Annotated in this window: 16 protein-coding genes and 1 pseudogene; 9 read left to right on the plus strand and 8 right to left on the minus strand. The window is 69.4% G+C overall.

Annotated features, from left to right (window positions below):
• Nucleotides 1–109 precede the first annotated feature (109 nt).
• The 3 genes and pseudogenes from OUY22_RS15405 to OUY22_RS15415 form a co-directional block, all read left to right on the plus strand.
• The gene (locus OUY22_RS15405) at nt 110–499 is read left to right on the plus strand and encodes a type II toxin-antitoxin system RelE/ParE family toxin (RefSeq protein WP_270155640.1); all 390 of its coding nucleotides are present in this window, start codon (nt 110–112) and stop codon (nt 497–499) included.
• Complete coding sequence (locus OUY22_RS15410; RefSeq protein WP_270155641.1) at nt 496–915, plus strand: helix-turn-helix domain-containing protein; 420 nt, start codon at nt 496–498, stop codon at nt 913–915. The genes OUY22_RS15405 and OUY22_RS15410 overlap by 4 nt, the downstream gene beginning before the upstream one ends.
• A gap of 176 nt (nt 916–1,091) precedes the next feature.
• Nucleotides 1,092–1,217 (plus strand): annotated as a pseudogene (locus OUY22_RS15415) (acyl-CoA dehydrogenase family protein); the annotation flags it as partial.
• A 1-nt stretch (nt 1,218) separates the two neighbouring features.
• Here the strand turns inward: OUY22_RS15415 and OUY22_RS15420 are convergent.
• Entirely contained in the window at nt 1,219–1,545 is a 327-nt protein-coding gene (locus OUY22_RS15420; protein ID WP_270155642.1) for an RloB domain-containing protein, read from the minus strand.
• 94 nt (nt 1,546–1,639) lie between these two features.
• Nucleotides 1,640–2,011: an AAA family ATPase gene (locus tag OUY22_RS15425; RefSeq protein ID WP_333486685.1), complete on the minus strand. Its 372-nt coding sequence runs from the start codon at nt 2,009–2,011 to the stop codon at nt 1,640–1,642.
• A 71-nt stretch (nt 2,012–2,082) separates the two neighbouring features.
• Between OUY22_RS15425 and tnpC the strand changes: the two genes are divergently transcribed.
• Nucleotides 2,083–3,570: an IS66 family transposase gene (gene tnpC, locus OUY22_RS15430; protein ID WP_270155643.1), complete on the plus strand. Its 1,488-nt coding sequence runs from the start codon at nt 2,083–2,085 to the stop codon at nt 3,568–3,570.
• A 23-nt stretch (nt 3,571–3,593) separates the two neighbouring features.
• Here tnpC and OUY22_RS15435 read toward each other — a convergent pair whose 3' ends face one another.
• Nucleotides 3,594–4,352 (minus strand): AAA family ATPase, encoded by a 759-nt coding sequence (locus tag OUY22_RS15435; RefSeq protein WP_270155644.1) that lies wholly within the window; start codon nt 4,350–4,352, stop codon nt 3,594–3,596.
• Between the two features lie 255 nt (nt 4,353–4,607).
• On the opposite strand from OUY22_RS15435, the gene OUY22_RS15440 reads away from it, so the two are divergent.
• A complete protein-coding gene (locus OUY22_RS15440) occupies nt 4,608–4,778 on the plus strand; it encodes a hypothetical protein (protein ID WP_270155645.1) in 171 nt (56 codons plus the stop codon).
• 71 nt (nt 4,779–4,849) lie between these two features.
• A complete protein-coding gene (locus tag OUY22_RS15445; protein WP_270155646.1) occupies nt 4,850–5,329 on the plus strand; it encodes a hypothetical protein in 480 nt (159 codons plus the stop codon).
• A 73-nt stretch (nt 5,330–5,402) separates the two neighbouring features.
• Here OUY22_RS15445 and OUY22_RS15450 read toward each other — a convergent pair whose 3' ends face one another.
• Both OUY22_RS15450 and OUY22_RS15455 read right to left on the minus strand, forming a co-directional pair.
• On the minus strand, nt 5,403–6,980 hold the full coding sequence (locus OUY22_RS15450; RefSeq protein ID WP_270155647.1) for an MFS transporter: 1,578 nt from the start codon (nt 6,978–6,980) through the stop codon (nt 5,403–5,405).
• A 258-nt stretch (nt 6,981–7,238) separates the two neighbouring features.
• Nucleotides 7,239–7,706 (minus strand): MarR family winged helix-turn-helix transcriptional regulator, encoded by a 468-nt coding sequence (locus tag OUY22_RS15455; RefSeq protein ID WP_270155648.1) that lies wholly within the window; start codon nt 7,704–7,706, stop codon nt 7,239–7,241.
• Nucleotides 7,707–7,849: 143 nt separating this feature from the next.
• Between OUY22_RS15455 and OUY22_RS15460 the strand changes: the two genes are divergently transcribed.
• Nucleotides 7,850–9,985, plus strand: coding sequence for an MMPL family transporter (locus OUY22_RS15460; RefSeq protein ID WP_270155649.1), 2,136 nt, complete (start codon nt 7,850–7,852; stop codon nt 9,983–9,985).
• A gap of 4 nt (nt 9,986–9,989) precedes the next feature.
• Here the strand turns inward: OUY22_RS15460 and OUY22_RS15465 are convergent, their stop codons facing one another.
• From OUY22_RS15465 to OUY22_RS15475, 3 genes are all read right to left on the minus strand, one after another.
• Nucleotides 9,990–11,186 (minus strand): tetratricopeptide repeat protein, encoded by a 1,197-nt coding sequence (locus tag OUY22_RS15465; RefSeq protein WP_270155650.1) that lies wholly within the window; start codon nt 11,184–11,186, stop codon nt 9,990–9,992.
• Nucleotides 11,180–12,541, minus strand: a complete 1,362-nt coding sequence (locus OUY22_RS15470) for an AAA family ATPase (RefSeq protein ID WP_270155651.1) — start codon at nt 12,539–12,541, stop codon at nt 11,180–11,182. The genes OUY22_RS15465 and OUY22_RS15470 overlap by 7 nt, the downstream gene beginning before the upstream one ends.
• 82 nt (nt 12,542–12,623) lie before the next feature.
• Entirely contained in the window at nt 12,624–12,926 is a 303-nt protein-coding gene (locus tag OUY22_RS15475; RefSeq protein ID WP_270155652.1) for a 4a-hydroxytetrahydrobiopterin dehydratase, read from the minus strand.
• A gap of 81 nt (nt 12,927–13,007) precedes the next feature.
• Here OUY22_RS15475 and OUY22_RS15480 point away from each other — a divergent pair, with 81 nt between their 5' ends.
• Both OUY22_RS15480 and OUY22_RS15485 read left to right on the plus strand, forming a co-directional pair.
• Nucleotides 13,008–13,922: a lytic transglycosylase domain-containing protein gene (locus OUY22_RS15480; protein WP_270155653.1), complete on the plus strand. Its 915-nt coding sequence runs from the start codon at nt 13,008–13,010 to the stop codon at nt 13,920–13,922.
• Between the two features lie 133 nt (nt 13,923–14,055).
• The coding region (locus OUY22_RS15485) for a helix-turn-helix domain-containing protein (RefSeq protein WP_270155656.1) at nt 14,056–14,391 on the plus strand (336 nt) is incomplete at its 3' end.

A 14,391-nucleotide genomic window follows, 5' to 3' on the forward strand; every position in this document is an offset into this window, starting at 1 on the left:
AGATTCGAGGCAGCTTCCGTGCGTTGGGAGGCGGGTTTCTCAGCCCGTGTATCTGGTGGGCCTCTCGGCGCGTTGGTCGCACCAGTATAGTATCCCCTATACTTGGCGTGTGCAGGACGAGTGGGACATCTACGTTACCGATGAGGTTGATGCCTGGATCGAGGGCCTTGATCCAGAAGCCCATCGGCTGGTCATCGATGCGCTCGATCGGCTCGCGGAGAATGGTCCAGCGCTGGGTAGGCCACTCGTAGGCAAGATGAACGGCTCGCGCATCGCCAACCTCAAGGAACTGCGCCCCCGGTCCACCGGACGTAGCGCGCTTCGACTGCTGTTCGTCTTCGATCCGAGACGGGACGCCATCATTCTCGTTGCCGCAGACAAGATCAAGGCAAGCCCTCGCGATCCCAACCGCTGGTACGAGGAGGCCATCCCACATGCAGAGCGGCTGTACGAGATTTACCTGAAAGAACGCGCAGAAGAGGATGGGCGGAACCCATGACGACGTTCAAGAAGTGGAACCGCGCCAAGCACGTGGAGCAGGCTGGAGGGGAAGCGGCGCTTGCCGAGACCCGGCGCATGGTCGACGACTTCATCGACGCTTGGCAGCTTGCCCAGCGCCGTAAGAACGCCGCGCTGACGCAGAGCGAGGTTGCTGCCTTGATGGGAGTGACGAAGGCGCGTGTCTCGCAGATCGAGCGTGGTGAGGTTTCGTCGGTGGATGTGGTGGCCCGTTACGTGGAGGCCATCGGCGGACGGCTTGAGCTCACCGCCAGCTTCCCCGGCGGCACCTACCGGCTACGCGCGGGCAAGATGACGACGGCGCGTAAGCGACACTTCAAGTTCATTCATTCGCATGTGGAGCCACGGCCTTCGCATCTCGGTGCGGGGACTCCGGGTTCCACGGGTCCGGGATAGTCGTCGCCTTTTGTGATCCCGCGTGCGGCGCCCCTCGTGTTGCTGCCTTTCTACGCCCCTACTCGTTCGGCCGATTCCCGCAGCGCGGACGAGGCGGGATCCTGCACGGACAGAGGCTAGCGCCGTCCAGCCAGGGTTCGGGGGCGGTGGTTCCCCTGGTGGCGGACAGGGTGACGGGGCTGGACGGGTACACGCGGAAGTTCCGGGTGGAGCGGTACATGCGCGAGGCCGAGGTCATGCAAATCTTCGAGGGGACGAACCAGATCCAGCGACTGGTGATCAGCAGGGATCTGGCTACATAGTTCAGTCCTCGGCCGTAGCGATCAACAGGTCGACCAGTCGCCAGACGTTGGACGACGGATTCTTGAGAACAGACTCTCCGAATGAGTCGATCTTGCGCGCTCTTCGCATGGCATCCCGCACGCCATGGGAGAAGTCGGAGAAGCGTGTACCGCCTTCACTCCAGGACGGGACGATCGTCTTGAGTTTTCTCTTCGCTTCGTCCGCCGACTGGAAGGGCCTGAGGCAATCTTCGTGATGCATGATCAACCATGCCTCGAAAGAAGGCGTGGAAAGACAGGCGTTGGCCGAGCTCTGCTGGATGACGGCGAGCACTTTGGCCGTCGTCATCGAGTCGAGTTAGGAAGCGCGCTCCTCTCGAGTGCCGGAACTCTTGTGCTCCAGGTCCGTCTCGGTAGTGATTTTGAACGGCTTCTTCTTCGGTCTAGGATTCCGGGGAGACATTCTCGGCCTCCCTGCGTGCCACGACGGCGGCAGCAAACAAGCTGTCGCTGATGATGGGGACCGCCCCGTAACGACCGGCTAGATACCGGCGTTCTCTGTTCTCGTCACGGCGAGGTTTGAAATCCGTCAGCGGGAACAGTTCGGTCGCGCCGTGATCGTCCTTCTCGGTGAACCATATGGAGTCCCTTCTCAGCACCTCTTCCCCCTGGATCTTGCCGAGAAGTGTCGTGTCGTGACTGCTGAACACCAACTGCGCGCCCTCGGTATTGACAGCGGGATCGTTGAACAGTTTGATCAGCTGTGCCGTCAGGAACGGGTGGAGGCTTGAATCCAGCTCATCCGCGGTGACTATTCACGTCGCGTCCTCACGTAGGGCTCTGTACGACGGCGCGGGCGTGATCGCATCCATGAGATGATCTTCGGGTGACTTCGGCCGAGAGCGAGCAACCGTCGTACGGCGAGCTCGTGACGTTGGTCGGGGCGCTGACCGCGCGGCTGGACGCGCTGGCGGAAGAGAACACCCGGCTCAAAGCGGAGATCGCTGAGCTTCGTGCAGAGAATGCGCAGCTGTGTGAGGAGAATGCGGAGCTGCGGCGTCAGTTGGGGCGTACCTCGCGCAACTCCTCGCAGCCGCCGTCGGCTGATGGGCTGGCCAAGCCGCCGCCCCGGTCGATGCGGGGCAGGAGCGGACGTAAGGCGGGCAAGCAGCCCGGAGCGCCGGGGACGGCGTTGATGCAGGTGGCGAACCCGGCACGACGGGTGCCCCATGTCCCGGCCACGTGTCAGGGATGCGGCAGCGATCTGGCCGACGCGGCGCCGGTAGGCGAGCCGGTGATCCGGCAGGTGTTCGATATCCCCGAGGTGAAGGTGGAGGTCACCGCGCATGAGTTGCACGCGCTGGCCTGCGGCGGCTGTGGAACGCTCACCCGCGCTTCGGCCCCGTCATTCGCCACGGCCCCGGCGGTGTACGGGCCACGAGTGTCGGCGTTGGCCGCTTATCTGTCGGCCCAGCATCACCTCCCGGTCGGCCGCATCGCCGAGATCCTCGCCGATGTGGCCGGGATCGAGGTGTCGAGCGGATGGATCAATGCCGCGGTCGCCAGGATGGCCGCCGTACTGGCCCCGGACAACGCCGCTATCGGCGATGCCATCGCCGGCGCGAGCGTCGCGCACTTCGACGAGAGCGTCACCCGTGTGGCCGGCAGGAACCACTGGCTGCATGTGGCCGCGACGCCCACGCTGACCGCGTACCACATCGATGAGCACGGGCGCGGCACCGACTCGATCATCGCGTTCGGGATCCTGCCTCGTTTCAACGGCGTGGCCGTTCACGACGCCTACCGCTCCTACGGCGCGTTCGACAACTCCACGCACGCCTTGTGCAACGCGCACATCGTGCGCGAGGCCACCGGGATCGGCGAGTACGACGCCGTCGCCCGCGCGGATGGCTGGGCGCAGGCGCTGGTGTGGCTGCTGGGCGATGGCCATCGGTGGGTGGCCGCATGGCGGGCCAAAGGACACGATCGCCTGCCGGACTTCAAGCGCGATGACCTGTCCCGGCGCTTCGATGACCTGGTGGAACGGGCCCTGGCAGCGCATCGGTCACGCGGCTCGGGCAAACAGAGCCCGGCCCGGAACCTGGCGCTGCGACTGCGGGATCGAAAAGCCGAGGTGCTGCGGTTCGCCGCGGACTTCACCGTCGCGTTCTCCAACAATCGCGCCGAGCAGGACATCCGCATGATCAAGGTGAAGACCAAGGTCAGCGGAGGTTTCCGCACGCTCAAGGGCGCTCAGGCCTTCCTGGCCATCCGCGGTTACATCTCCACCGTCCGCAAGAACGGCTTGCGCGCCGCCCAGGCGCTCTACGACGCGCTGCTCGGCGCCCCCTGGATGCCCGCATTCACGAACTGACGTGAATAGTCACGTACAGAGCCCTACGTGAGGACGCGACGTGAATAGTCACGGGCTGTTCTCTCAAGGAATTCGGCGTCGGTCTCCTCGACGATCTCCGCAGACTCGATTCCGGTGTCCGCTGCCTGGAGGAGTTCTACCATGCGGTTCAGCAGGCCAAGACGATCGACTGAGTCCAGTGTCCTCGGTGCTGTTCGAACGTGGCGGGGGTTGCGCACCAACACCCTCATGAACCAGTCGTAGACGGGCCTGACCAGTTCTTGCCGTGAGCGTGCGGCCACGGAAAGGAAGAGGACATTGGATTCGGTGATGTTCGCCACCTGCCTCATGGACTGCGGCGAGTGCTCTCCGTAGCTGTATTCATCGTTGCGTCGATGGAAGACTTCCCGCTTCTTTTTCAGCGGGTAGCTGTAGAGCCACTCCTCGACTACCCGTTCGTCGTTGACCGCGAATCCATAAGTGTATCTGACTCCATCAATCATCAGATCTACCACGAACAATGATGGATCTTCGCCGGCGGAGAAATCCAAAGCGAAGGGGGAGCGAGCGATTCCGCTTCCCGGCTCGGATTCCCGCAGTGAGCCGCGGACGAGGTTCCTCATGTAGATCAAAGCGTCAAGTACGTTTGACTTTCCTGAGGCATTTGCTCCGAAAATTCCGATCACCGGTACGGCCGGGTGGCCCTGGGCAGATGCCGCCTCGGTGTCGTAGGTCGGAGTCAAGAGCAACTGTTGTTCATCACGGAGCGACCTGTGGTTCGCCACGCGGAAACTCAGCAGCATGGGCGATGTGACCTCTCTGTAGAGTGGGTTACAGCGGGTTCTACGTCGAAAAATCACATGTAACCTACGCAGTCACCCTACGCTACAGCGGCTCATCCGTCTCGGCAGGCATCCCTTCCGGATCAGGAGGCCAACGCCGTCCAGCCACGGTCCGCCATCGTGCTCGTTGCCGCGGAGCGGGCGGAAGGAGGTGAGGCGCTTGTCGAGACCCGGCGCACCCGTACCGCCAGCACGATGAGGACGACGGGAAGGAGCGTGAGCAGCGAGCACCGCCGTGGTCAGGGCGGCGACGGCGAGCATCAGCAGGTCGTTGGCGTCTCAGGGGAGGAACCGCAGCGCCCCGCCATGGAGGTCGATCGGCCTGCCGAGAGCGACCTGGATCTCCGACTGATTTTTGTCACACTTTTCTCGACAAACCATCAATAACAGCACGATTTCGGGCATTGCCTTCGACGAAGCTGGACCGCTACAACCCTTTCAAGTGAGTGGAGGGTTGGATGACGGGGATCACTGGCCGGCGCGTGGTTCGGGTGCTGGTGGCGGCTGCTGGGGGAGCGGTCGTGGCGGGGGTCGTGGTCGGGGGTGCGGCGCGGCTGTTGATGAGCCTGATCACGGTCGCGGCGGCCGAGGAGAGCACGTTCACGTTCGCCGGCAGTCTCGGGGTCGTGCTCGTGTTCGCCGTGCTCGCTGTGCCGGCCGCGCTGACCGCGGCCGCTCCGGCGGTGGTGCGGGTGGCGGGGCGGTGGGTGACCGCGGCCGTCACCGGGTTCGGCATGGCGACCAACGGGTTCGCCGACGGCGCGGCCGTCCTGCTGGCGCCTGACGGCCGCATGTCGTACATCGCGGCCGCGGTCGTCGGGTTCGGCGCGGTGGCGGTGGCGCATGGGCAGGTCGCCCAGGTGGTCGCGCGCCGCCTGACCGGGCCGGTCGCGCGGCCCTCGGGCCAGGTCGCAGCCGCGGCGCCCGAGCCCGCCTGAGCCGGGCCGAGAGCCGCGTGGCGAGCGGTCCCTGCCCACCTGTCGAATGGGGCCGGAACCTGGTCGGCCGGTCTCAGGCCTGGTCGAGAACCGTCTCGGCGGGTGCGGGTCCGGCGACCGGTGGCTTTCTGCGGAGGGCCACCAGGGCGAGTACGGCCAGGGCCAGGGTGGCTGCTGCGCCGATGCCGGCGACGAGGTTGAGGCTTGCGGTGAACGCCTCCCGGGCGGGGGCCAGTACGGCTTCCGCCTGTGCGGGCGGAAGCCGTGCGACGGCGGTGGCCGCGGCCTCGATCGAGTCGCGGGCGGCGGAGGTCGCCTCCGGCGGGAGACCGGTGGGAAAGGCGGCGGGCACGGCCTGACGGTAGCCGGCGGCTCCGACGCTGCCCAGGACGGCCACGCCCAGGGCCAGGCCGAGCTCGGTGCTCGTTTCGGAGATGGCGGCGGCTGATCCGGCCTTCTCGGGTGGGGCGGAGCCGACGACGAGGTCGGTGCCCAGCGCCATCATCGGGCCATGGCCGACGTAGACGACGATGCCGGCGATCAGGAGGGGGAGTCCGGCTGCCTGGTCGAGCAGGGCGATCAGGAGGAAGCCGGCCGCCGATACCGCCAGGGATCCGGCGACCACGATCCGCTCGGGCAGTCGCCGTACCAGGACGGGGGCGGCCAGGGAGGTGAGGATCATGGCGACCGACGAGGGCACCAGCCACAGGCCCGCCGTGAGCGGGGACAGGCCCTCGACTCCCTGCAGGAACCGGGTGACGAACAGGTACGTGCCGCCCGTGACGGCCGGGGCCAGGAGCAGGACGAGCAGGGCGCCGATGAGGGTGCGGTTCCGGAAGAGCGTCACGTCGAGCACCGGGTCGGCGAGCCCGCGCTGCCGCCGCCAGAACACCACTCCGGCGGCGAGACCGGCCAGGACGACACCGCCGCTCAGGGCCGGGTCGCCGCCGTGGGACAGCAGCTTGACGCCGTACACGATCGTCAGCATGGCGATCAGGGAGAGCGCGACGCTGACCAGGTCGGGCCGCCCTGCGGTGGTGTCGCGGTGCTCCGGGAGCAGCAGCGGCCCGACCGCCAGCAGGAGCGCCATCACCGGTACGGCGATCAGGAACGCCGCCCCCCAGCCGAACGATTCCAGCAGCGCCCCGCCGACCACTGGCCCCAGGGCGATTCCGCCGGACAGGCTCGCCGCCCAGATGCCGATGGCGGTCCCTCGCTGGCGTGCGTCCCGGAACATGTTGCTGATCAGCGCCAGCGTGGAGGGCATCAGCGTCGCCCCCGCGATCCCGAGCAGCGCCCGGGCGGCGATCAGCGCCTCCGCGCTGGGAGCGTACGCGGCGGCCACCGATGCCACGCCGAACGCCCCCGCTCCCCACATCAGCAGCCTGCGTCGCCCGATCCGGTCACCCAGCGTCCCCATTGTCACGAGCAATCCGGCGATCATGAACCCGTAGATGTCGGTGATCCATAACAGCTGCTCGCCGCTGGGTCGTAGATCGGCCGCCAAGTGCGGGACCGCGAGGTAGAGGACCGTGACGTCCATGGCCAACAGCAAGGTGGGCAGGGCCAGCATCGCGAGCCCGGCCCACTGGCGTGCCCCAGCGGCATCCGGCCGCCGACCTGTGACTTCTCGTTCAGATGGTGATGTCATGCGGCCAAGTTAAACGGTCGCATCGCTGTGACAGTCAAGCCGTACGCCGGAACGGGGGGACTCGAACGCCGCACCGGGGTTTCATACCCGATGGTGAGGCCGCCGACGGCCTGAACTGGGCTTCTTCGTCAGACCGGTTTCGGCTGGCGGGGCGCCGAGGAGCTGATCTGGGGGTGCGTACCCTCCGTACAACTGAGAGAGCGTCGGAAGACGCCACTTCTCAGTTGGCTCTCAGTACGGTCGCGGCCTGGGCCGGGCTCAGAGCCGGGTGGCGAGGTCGTTGAGTGTGTTGGTGGCGCGGTGCAGCCAGTCGGCGATGACCTTCAGCTCGGTCTCCGTGTAGCGCTCGTGCATGGCCGTCATGGCCTGGGCGATGCCGAGCTGGTCGCCGGTGGCGGGGCCGGGCTCGGGGATGGCGGCGGGGCGGACGATCACTTTGCGCCGGTCGTCGGGGTGGCGGTCGCGGACGACGAGGCCGCGGGACTCCAGCCGGTCGATGAGGACGGTGACCGATCCGGTGGCGAGCCTCAGCCACTGGGCGATCTCGCCCGGGGTCATGGGGCCCTGGATGCGCACCAGTGCGTACGCCTGGAAGTCGGTGGGGTTGAGGTCGAGGCCCAGCGACATGGTGTGGAGCAACCGGACGAGACCTGTCGCGAGTCGCTGTCCGTCCGTCTGGATGTCCAGGTAGAGGCGCTCGCGGGATCCGGCGCGCGAGGTGTCCATCTGTCTCCCTACCGACCGGCGGTTTCGTCGCAATTCTAGGGGCAGCTCCCGGCTTCTCCAGGGGGGTGGGTGCGCGGTCTTCGTCTCCATCATATATCTTGATTTTCGAGAAGCTCGATTTTCTAGCTATCGGGAGCCGAAGGATGTCCCTTCACGACACCCGCCAGCGCACCGGGGCCGAGCGCAGGCACGCCCGGCCGCGCCGGCACCGCGCCTGGTACGGCGCGGCCATCGTCATCGCGCTGGTCTGGCTGTTCGGCGCCGGCCCGCTCGGCATGTTCATGGGCAAGCTGACCGAGGTGCAGACCAACGACCAGTCTGCTTTCCTCCCCATCGGCGCGGAGTCCACGCAGGTCCAGGAGGCGCAGCAGGCCTTCGAGGACAGCGGCGCGGTGCCCGCCTTCGTCGTCTACTCGGCCGACGAGCCCTTCGACCAGGAGCGGCTGGCCGGGATCGCCCAGGACGCGCAGCGGATCTCGGCCGAACCCTGGATCCAGGGTAAGGTCGCCGGGCCCGTCCCCGGCACCGAGGACAAGGGCGTCGCCCAGCTCATCGTGCCGATCAGCGACCAGGTCGAGGCGGATGTGGCCGTCGAGGAGCTGCGCGCGCTGGTCGGCGAGACCGCGGCCGAGGGCACGACCGTGCAGGTCGCCGGGCCCGCCGCGCTCGGCGCCGACCTGGGCGCCGCCTTCGGCGGCATCGACGGCACGCTCCTGCTGGTGGCGCTCGGCGCGGTGCTGGTCATCCTGGTCGTCGTCTACCGGTCGCCGCTGCTGCCGTTCGTGGTCATCGTCGCGGCCATGCTCGCCCTCGTGCTCGCCGCCTTCGTCGTCTACCTGATGGCCGACGCCGGATGGATCGAGCTGAACGGGCAGAGCCAGGGCATCCTGTTCATCCTGGTCGTGGGCGCGTGTACGGACTACGCCCTGCTCATGGTCGCCCGTTACCGGGAAGCGCTGTACGAGCGGGAACGGCCGATCGAGGCGGTCCGGGTGGCGGTGCGCGGCACCGTCGAGCCCATCGTCGCCTCCGGCGGCACCGTCATCCTCGGCGTGCTCTGCCTGCTGGCCAGCGACCTGGCATCCAACCGCGGCCTGGGCCCGGTGGCCGCGCTCGGCATCGGCGCCGCCCTCGTCTCGGCGCTCACCTTCCTGCCCGCGGTGCTCCTGCTGCTCGGCCGGGCCGCGTTCTGGCCGCTGGTGCCGCGCGCCGGCGCGGGGGAGACCGACGCCGACTCGACCGCGGCGATCGTGCGCCGCTACCGCCTGTGGGGCCGGGTCGCCAAGTCCGTGGAGCGGCGGCCGCGCGCCTACTGGGTGACCACCGTGGTGCTGCTGGCCGCGGCGGCGGCGTTCGTGCCGCAGTTCAAGGCGGAGGGCACCTCGCAGCTGGACGTGTTCCGCACCGAGGTGGAGTCGGTCGCCGGTCAGCGGACGCTGGAGCGCGGCTTCGGCGCCGGCAGCTCGGCCACGCCCGCCGTCATCCTCACCGCCTCCGACCGGGTGGACGAGGTCAAGGCCGCCGCCGAGTCGGTGGACGGCGTCACCGAGGTCACCACCGTCGGGCCGGACGGTCAGCCCAAGGTCGTGGACGGCCGGGCGCTGCTGCACGCCACGCTCGACGCGCCCGCCGAGTCCACCGAGGCCGTGGAGATCGTCCGCGACCTGCGCGGCGCCGTGCACCCGGTGCAGGGGGCGGACGCGCTGGTCGGCGGCACGGCCGCGGTCACCCTGGACACGCTCGACACCTCCGAGCGCGACCTGCGCGTGGTGATCCCGCTGGTGCTGCTGGTCGTGCTGCTGGTGCTGGTGGTCCTGCTGCGTTCGCTGGTGGCTCCGCTCCTGCTCATCGCGACCACGGTGCTGTCCTTCGCCTCCGCGCTGGGCGTCGGCGCGCTGGTCTTCAACCACGTGCTGGACCTGCCGGGCGCGGATCCCGCGGTGCCGCTGTTCGCGTTCGTCTTCCTGGTGGCTCTGGGCATCGACTACAACATCTTCCTGATGACCCGGGCCAGGGAGGAGACGATCCGTCACGGCGAGCGCGAAGGCACCCTGCGCGCGCTCACGCTCACCGGCGGCGTGATCACCTCGGCCGGCGTGGTGCTGGCGGCGACGTTCGCGGCGCTGGCCGTGCTGCCGCTGCTGTTCCTGATCCAGCTGGCCTTCCTGGTGGCGTTCGGCGTCCTGCTGGACGCGCTGATCGTGCGCTCGCTGCTGGTGCCCGCGCTGTCGCTGGACATCGGCCGGCGGATGTGGTGGCCGAGCCGGCTGTCGCGCTGACCGTTCAGACGACCTCGCGGGGGCGGAAGATCTTCCGTACGCCTGCAGCGATCCAGACGGTGGCCAGCGCCGCGTAGGTCGCCAGGAGGGCCGGGACGAAGGCCCCGGTGACCGCCGCGGCGAGGGCCGCCGCCGCCAGCAGGACCGCCCACCCGTACAGGACGCGCCGCCCGACCGGTGAGCCGGTGTGGGCGGCCTCCTGGACGGGGGTGATCAACGCCATGGTGACCGCCCCGGCGGCCCCGAGCCCGTCCAGGCCCAGGCCGATGCCCAGGCCGAGGACGAGCGCGCCCGCCACCGGCAGGGCGCAGCACAGCAGCGACACCCGGGCGGCCGGGCCCTCGAACAGCAGCCGGGTGGCCTTGTTCCTGGCCAGGCGGAGCGTGGTCCAGGACTCGACCAGCCAGCCCACCCAGTGCAGCAGCGCGATGATCGCGAACACGGCGATCACCGGTGGCAGCGCGGGCAGCAGGAACAGCAGCCGCCAGCCGCCCACGAACCGCTGCCGCCACCGCGACAGCATGCGGTGCACCGGGTTGCGCAGCTTGAGCGCGTGCACCAGGTAGTCCCGGGCCCCCTCGACGGTGGGGTCCAGGCGGAGCACCTCGCGGAACGCCCCGGCGGCCGTCCCCGGGTCGCCGCCGGCCAGCGCGGCGATGCCGCGGGCCCAGTGCGCCAGCGTGCTCTCCGGGTCGTTGCCCACCGCCTGAGCGGCGACGGACCTGGCCTCCTCATGCCGGTCGAGCATGGTCAGCGCCATCGACAACAGGCCGGTCAGCTCGGCGTTCTGCGGCTCCAGCTCCAGACCGCGGCGGGCGGCCGCGGCCACCTGGGGCCAGTCCTTCCGCGTCAGGTGCACGCGGGCGAGCAGGTCCCAGGCGGGGGCGTGCTCCGGCGCGAGCGCCAGGCAGGCGGTGGTCGCGCGGGCCGCCTCCTCGGTCAGGCCCGCCCGCTGGTGCACCTGGCCTGACAGGTAGTGGGGCACCCAGTAGTCGGGCGCGAGCCGTACCGCCTCGCGCGACTCCTCCAGCGCCTCGTCCGTACGTCCCTGCTGGACGAGGGCCAGCCCCAGCAGCGCGTGCGCGCCGACGTGCTGGGGCTCCTCGGTGAGGATGGCGCGCAGTTCCCGCTCGGCGTCGGCGGGGCGGCCCAGCTGCAGTAACAGCCGCGCCCGTGACAGCGCGTCGGTCGTGTTCACCATGTCCGCTGGATCCAGGGCATCAGCTCGTCCCAGGCGCCCGACTCGTTGGCGTGCATCACGTAGTTGCGCGCGGTGGCCATCCACTCGCGCACCGCCGTGGGCCTGGCCGCCTTGGCGGCGGTCAGCAGGTCGCGCGTCGCGAGCGGGACCGGCCGGCCGGCCCGGATGGACTCGTGCAGCTTGGCCTCGACCGCGCGGTCCACCAGACCCTTGAGGTCCGCGCCGACGAACTGGTCGGTCACCTTGGCCACGGCGTCGAAGTCCATCTCGGCCAGCGGCTTGTCCCGGCACAGGATGCGCAGGATGGCCGCGCGCGCCCGCGCGTCGGGCGGCGGTACGAAGACGAGCTGGTCGAACCGGCCCGGACGGCGGAACGCCACGTCGATGTACCAGGGCGCGTTCGTGGCGGCCAGCACCAGCACGCCCTCGTTGGCGTTCTGGTCGACGCCGTCGAGCTCCGCCAGGAACTGGTTGACGATCTGCCGGTTGTGCGCCTGGCGCATGTCGGAGCGGCGCGCGGCCAGCGCGTCCACCTCGTCGAAGAACAGCACGCACGGGCGGTGACGGCGGGCCAGGTCGAACGTGGCGCGCAGGTTCCGCTCGCTGGAGCCGACGTACATGTCGAGGATGTCGGCCAGGCCGACGTTCACGAACGCCGCGCCGAGCTCACCCGCGGCGGCCCTGGCCAGGTGCGTCTTGCCGGCGCCCGGCGGCCCGTACAGCAGCACGCCCCCGCCCGCCCGCTTGCCGAAGGCGGCGAACAGCTCCGGCTGCTGGATCGGCAGCAGCAGCTTGACCCGGAGCGCCTCCTTCACCTCGTCCATCCCGGCGACGTCGGCGAAGCCGAAGCCGGACCGCTCGACCTCCGCGGTGGCCCGCTCGTGGGTGGCCGCGGAAGGCGCCAGGTAGGCGTTCCCCGCCGGCTGGGGGGCGGAGGGGTCGGGGACGGGCGCCGGGGTCACCAGGCGGGCCGCCAGGTCGGCGTCCGCGACGGACGGATCGCGCGAGACCGCCTCGTGGTACCGGTAGGCCGCCTGGTGCAGGTCCCCCTCGCCGAGCAGGGCGCGGGCCGCCAGCACCCCCACGCGCGGCGGGTGAGCGCCTCCGGCGAGCAGCGGCTCCAGCGCCGACAGCGCCGCCCCGTACGAGCTCTGCCGGACGAACGCCTCGGCCAGCCCCGCGACGATGTCCGGATCGTGGGGCGCGAGCGCGAGCGCGGCACGGAACTCGGCCTCCGCGTCGGCGAGGTACCCCTTGCTCAGCAGTTGCTCGGCCAGATGCCGCCGCAGGGGCAGGTTGTCCGGAGAAAGGCGCGCGGCTTCGCCGAGCGCCTTCAAACCGGGGTCGTCGACCACGTACCCGGTCCCTTCTGTCGCGGCTTCGGTGATTCAGAACTAGATAAATTACCGAAATCGGACTGGGGCCGTGGCCGGGACGTCAACCCTTGTCGCGGGTGGCTCCGCTCAGGACCTGGTCGATGCGGGCCGCCAGCTCCACGTCCTTGGGCGTGACGCCGCCCGCGCTGTGCGTCGAAAGGCGGAAGCGGATCCCCGCGTCGGTCCGGTCGATGTCGGGATGGTGGTTCATCTCGTCGGCCTCGTGCCGCACCGCCTCGCTCAGCCAGCCGAAGTTCTCCGCAGTGATCGGAACGTCCTTGACCAGGGCGTCCTGCTCGCTGTGCCATCCCTCCAGCGCGGCCAGCGCGGTGTCGATCTCGTCACGGCTGAGGAGTTCGGTCATGGTGTCTCCTTGTGTCTGTAGTCCTCTCCCCATCGGCTACCACCGGAGCGGGCCTTCACACACCGGGTACATTGGCCGCCTATGCGAAGTCTCCGCGTCGTGACGGCCGCGGCGGTGGTGGCCGCCCTGGCGGGCTGTGCCACCCGGGAGAGCCCTGTGGGGGAGGGCGCCGTACGGGAGAGTCCCGCACGGGAGAGCGCCGCCCCAGCGCCCAGCCCGGCCGAGGCGACCGCCCCGGTGCCCGACCTGCCCGATCCCGGTGAGCCCATCCCGAAGGACCCGGCGAAGCTGGCCTTGGCCCTGGAGAAGACCACCGGGGCGCTCGCCGTGGCCATCGACGGCTGGGACAAGAAGCAGGCGCCGCCGCGTGAGGTCGAGCTCCTCGCCCTGCACCACCAGCGGATCCACCGGTTCGCCGCGCGCAACCCCGAGATCGCCGCGAAGGCGTTCGCCCGCCTGCCCCGCCGGCTGGGCGCCCAGGCCCGTGACAACACCAGGGCCATCCGCGAGCTGCTGGCCCTGGCGCACCCGGTCAAGAGCGCGTCGGTCATCAGGACGCGCGACGCCCGCCCCGCCGCCGAGCTGCTGCGCTACTTCAAGCAGGCCGAGCGCCGCTTCGGCGTGGAGTGGGAGGTGCTGGCGGCGGTCATGTTCGCCGAGACGAAGTTCGGCCGGGTCAGGTCGGCGAGCCACGTCGGCGCGCAGGGGCCGATGCAGTTCATGCCCGCCACCTGGAAGGCGTACGGGATGGGCGGCGACGTCCAGGACCACCGCGACTCCGTCATGGCCGCCGCCAACTACCTGCGCGCCACCGGCGCCCCCGGCGACTATCGGCGCGCGCTGCACGCCTACAACCCCTCGCAGGCGTACGTGAACGCGATCCAGCTGCACGCCCGCCAGATCAAGCGGGACCCGGTCAACTACTACGTCTACTACAACTGGCAGGTGTACGTGATCACCACCAAGGGCGAGCGCCGCGTCACCGGCCCGTCATAGAGCTGACCGGACCGCCCGCCCGCCCCGGCAGACCGGCACGGATTTTCACCAACAACTGTTGGCTATAAGCAAATATGTCAGCAATAGCTCCTTTTTCGCTAACGGAACCGGGTGTTAACCTGACGACGTGACGATGGCGGAGCAGGCCCGCGCGGTCGTGGCGGTGCTCAGCGACGACCTGCGACGGCGCATGTACGATCACATCCGCCGCGCCGGCGAGCCCGTCACCCGCGACGAGGCCGCCGAGAGCGTCGGCATCTCACGCAAGCTCGCCGCCTTCCACCTCGACAAGCTCGTCGCGGTCGGACTGCTGTCGGCGGCCTACGGCCGGCCGGGCGAGCCCCGCCCCGTCGGCCGGGCGCCCAAGGTCTACCGGCCCACCGGTCTCGACGTGCGGGTCAGCATCCCGCAGCGTGAGCACGAGCTGCTCTCCGGCATCCTGCTGGACGGCGTACGCGCCCAGGCCCCG

The sequence above is a fragment of the Nonomuraea corallina genome (genome assembly GCF_027620315.1).
Classification (GTDB): domain Bacteria; phylum Actinomycetota; class Actinomycetes; order Streptosporangiales; family Streptosporangiaceae; genus Nonomuraea; species Nonomuraea corallina.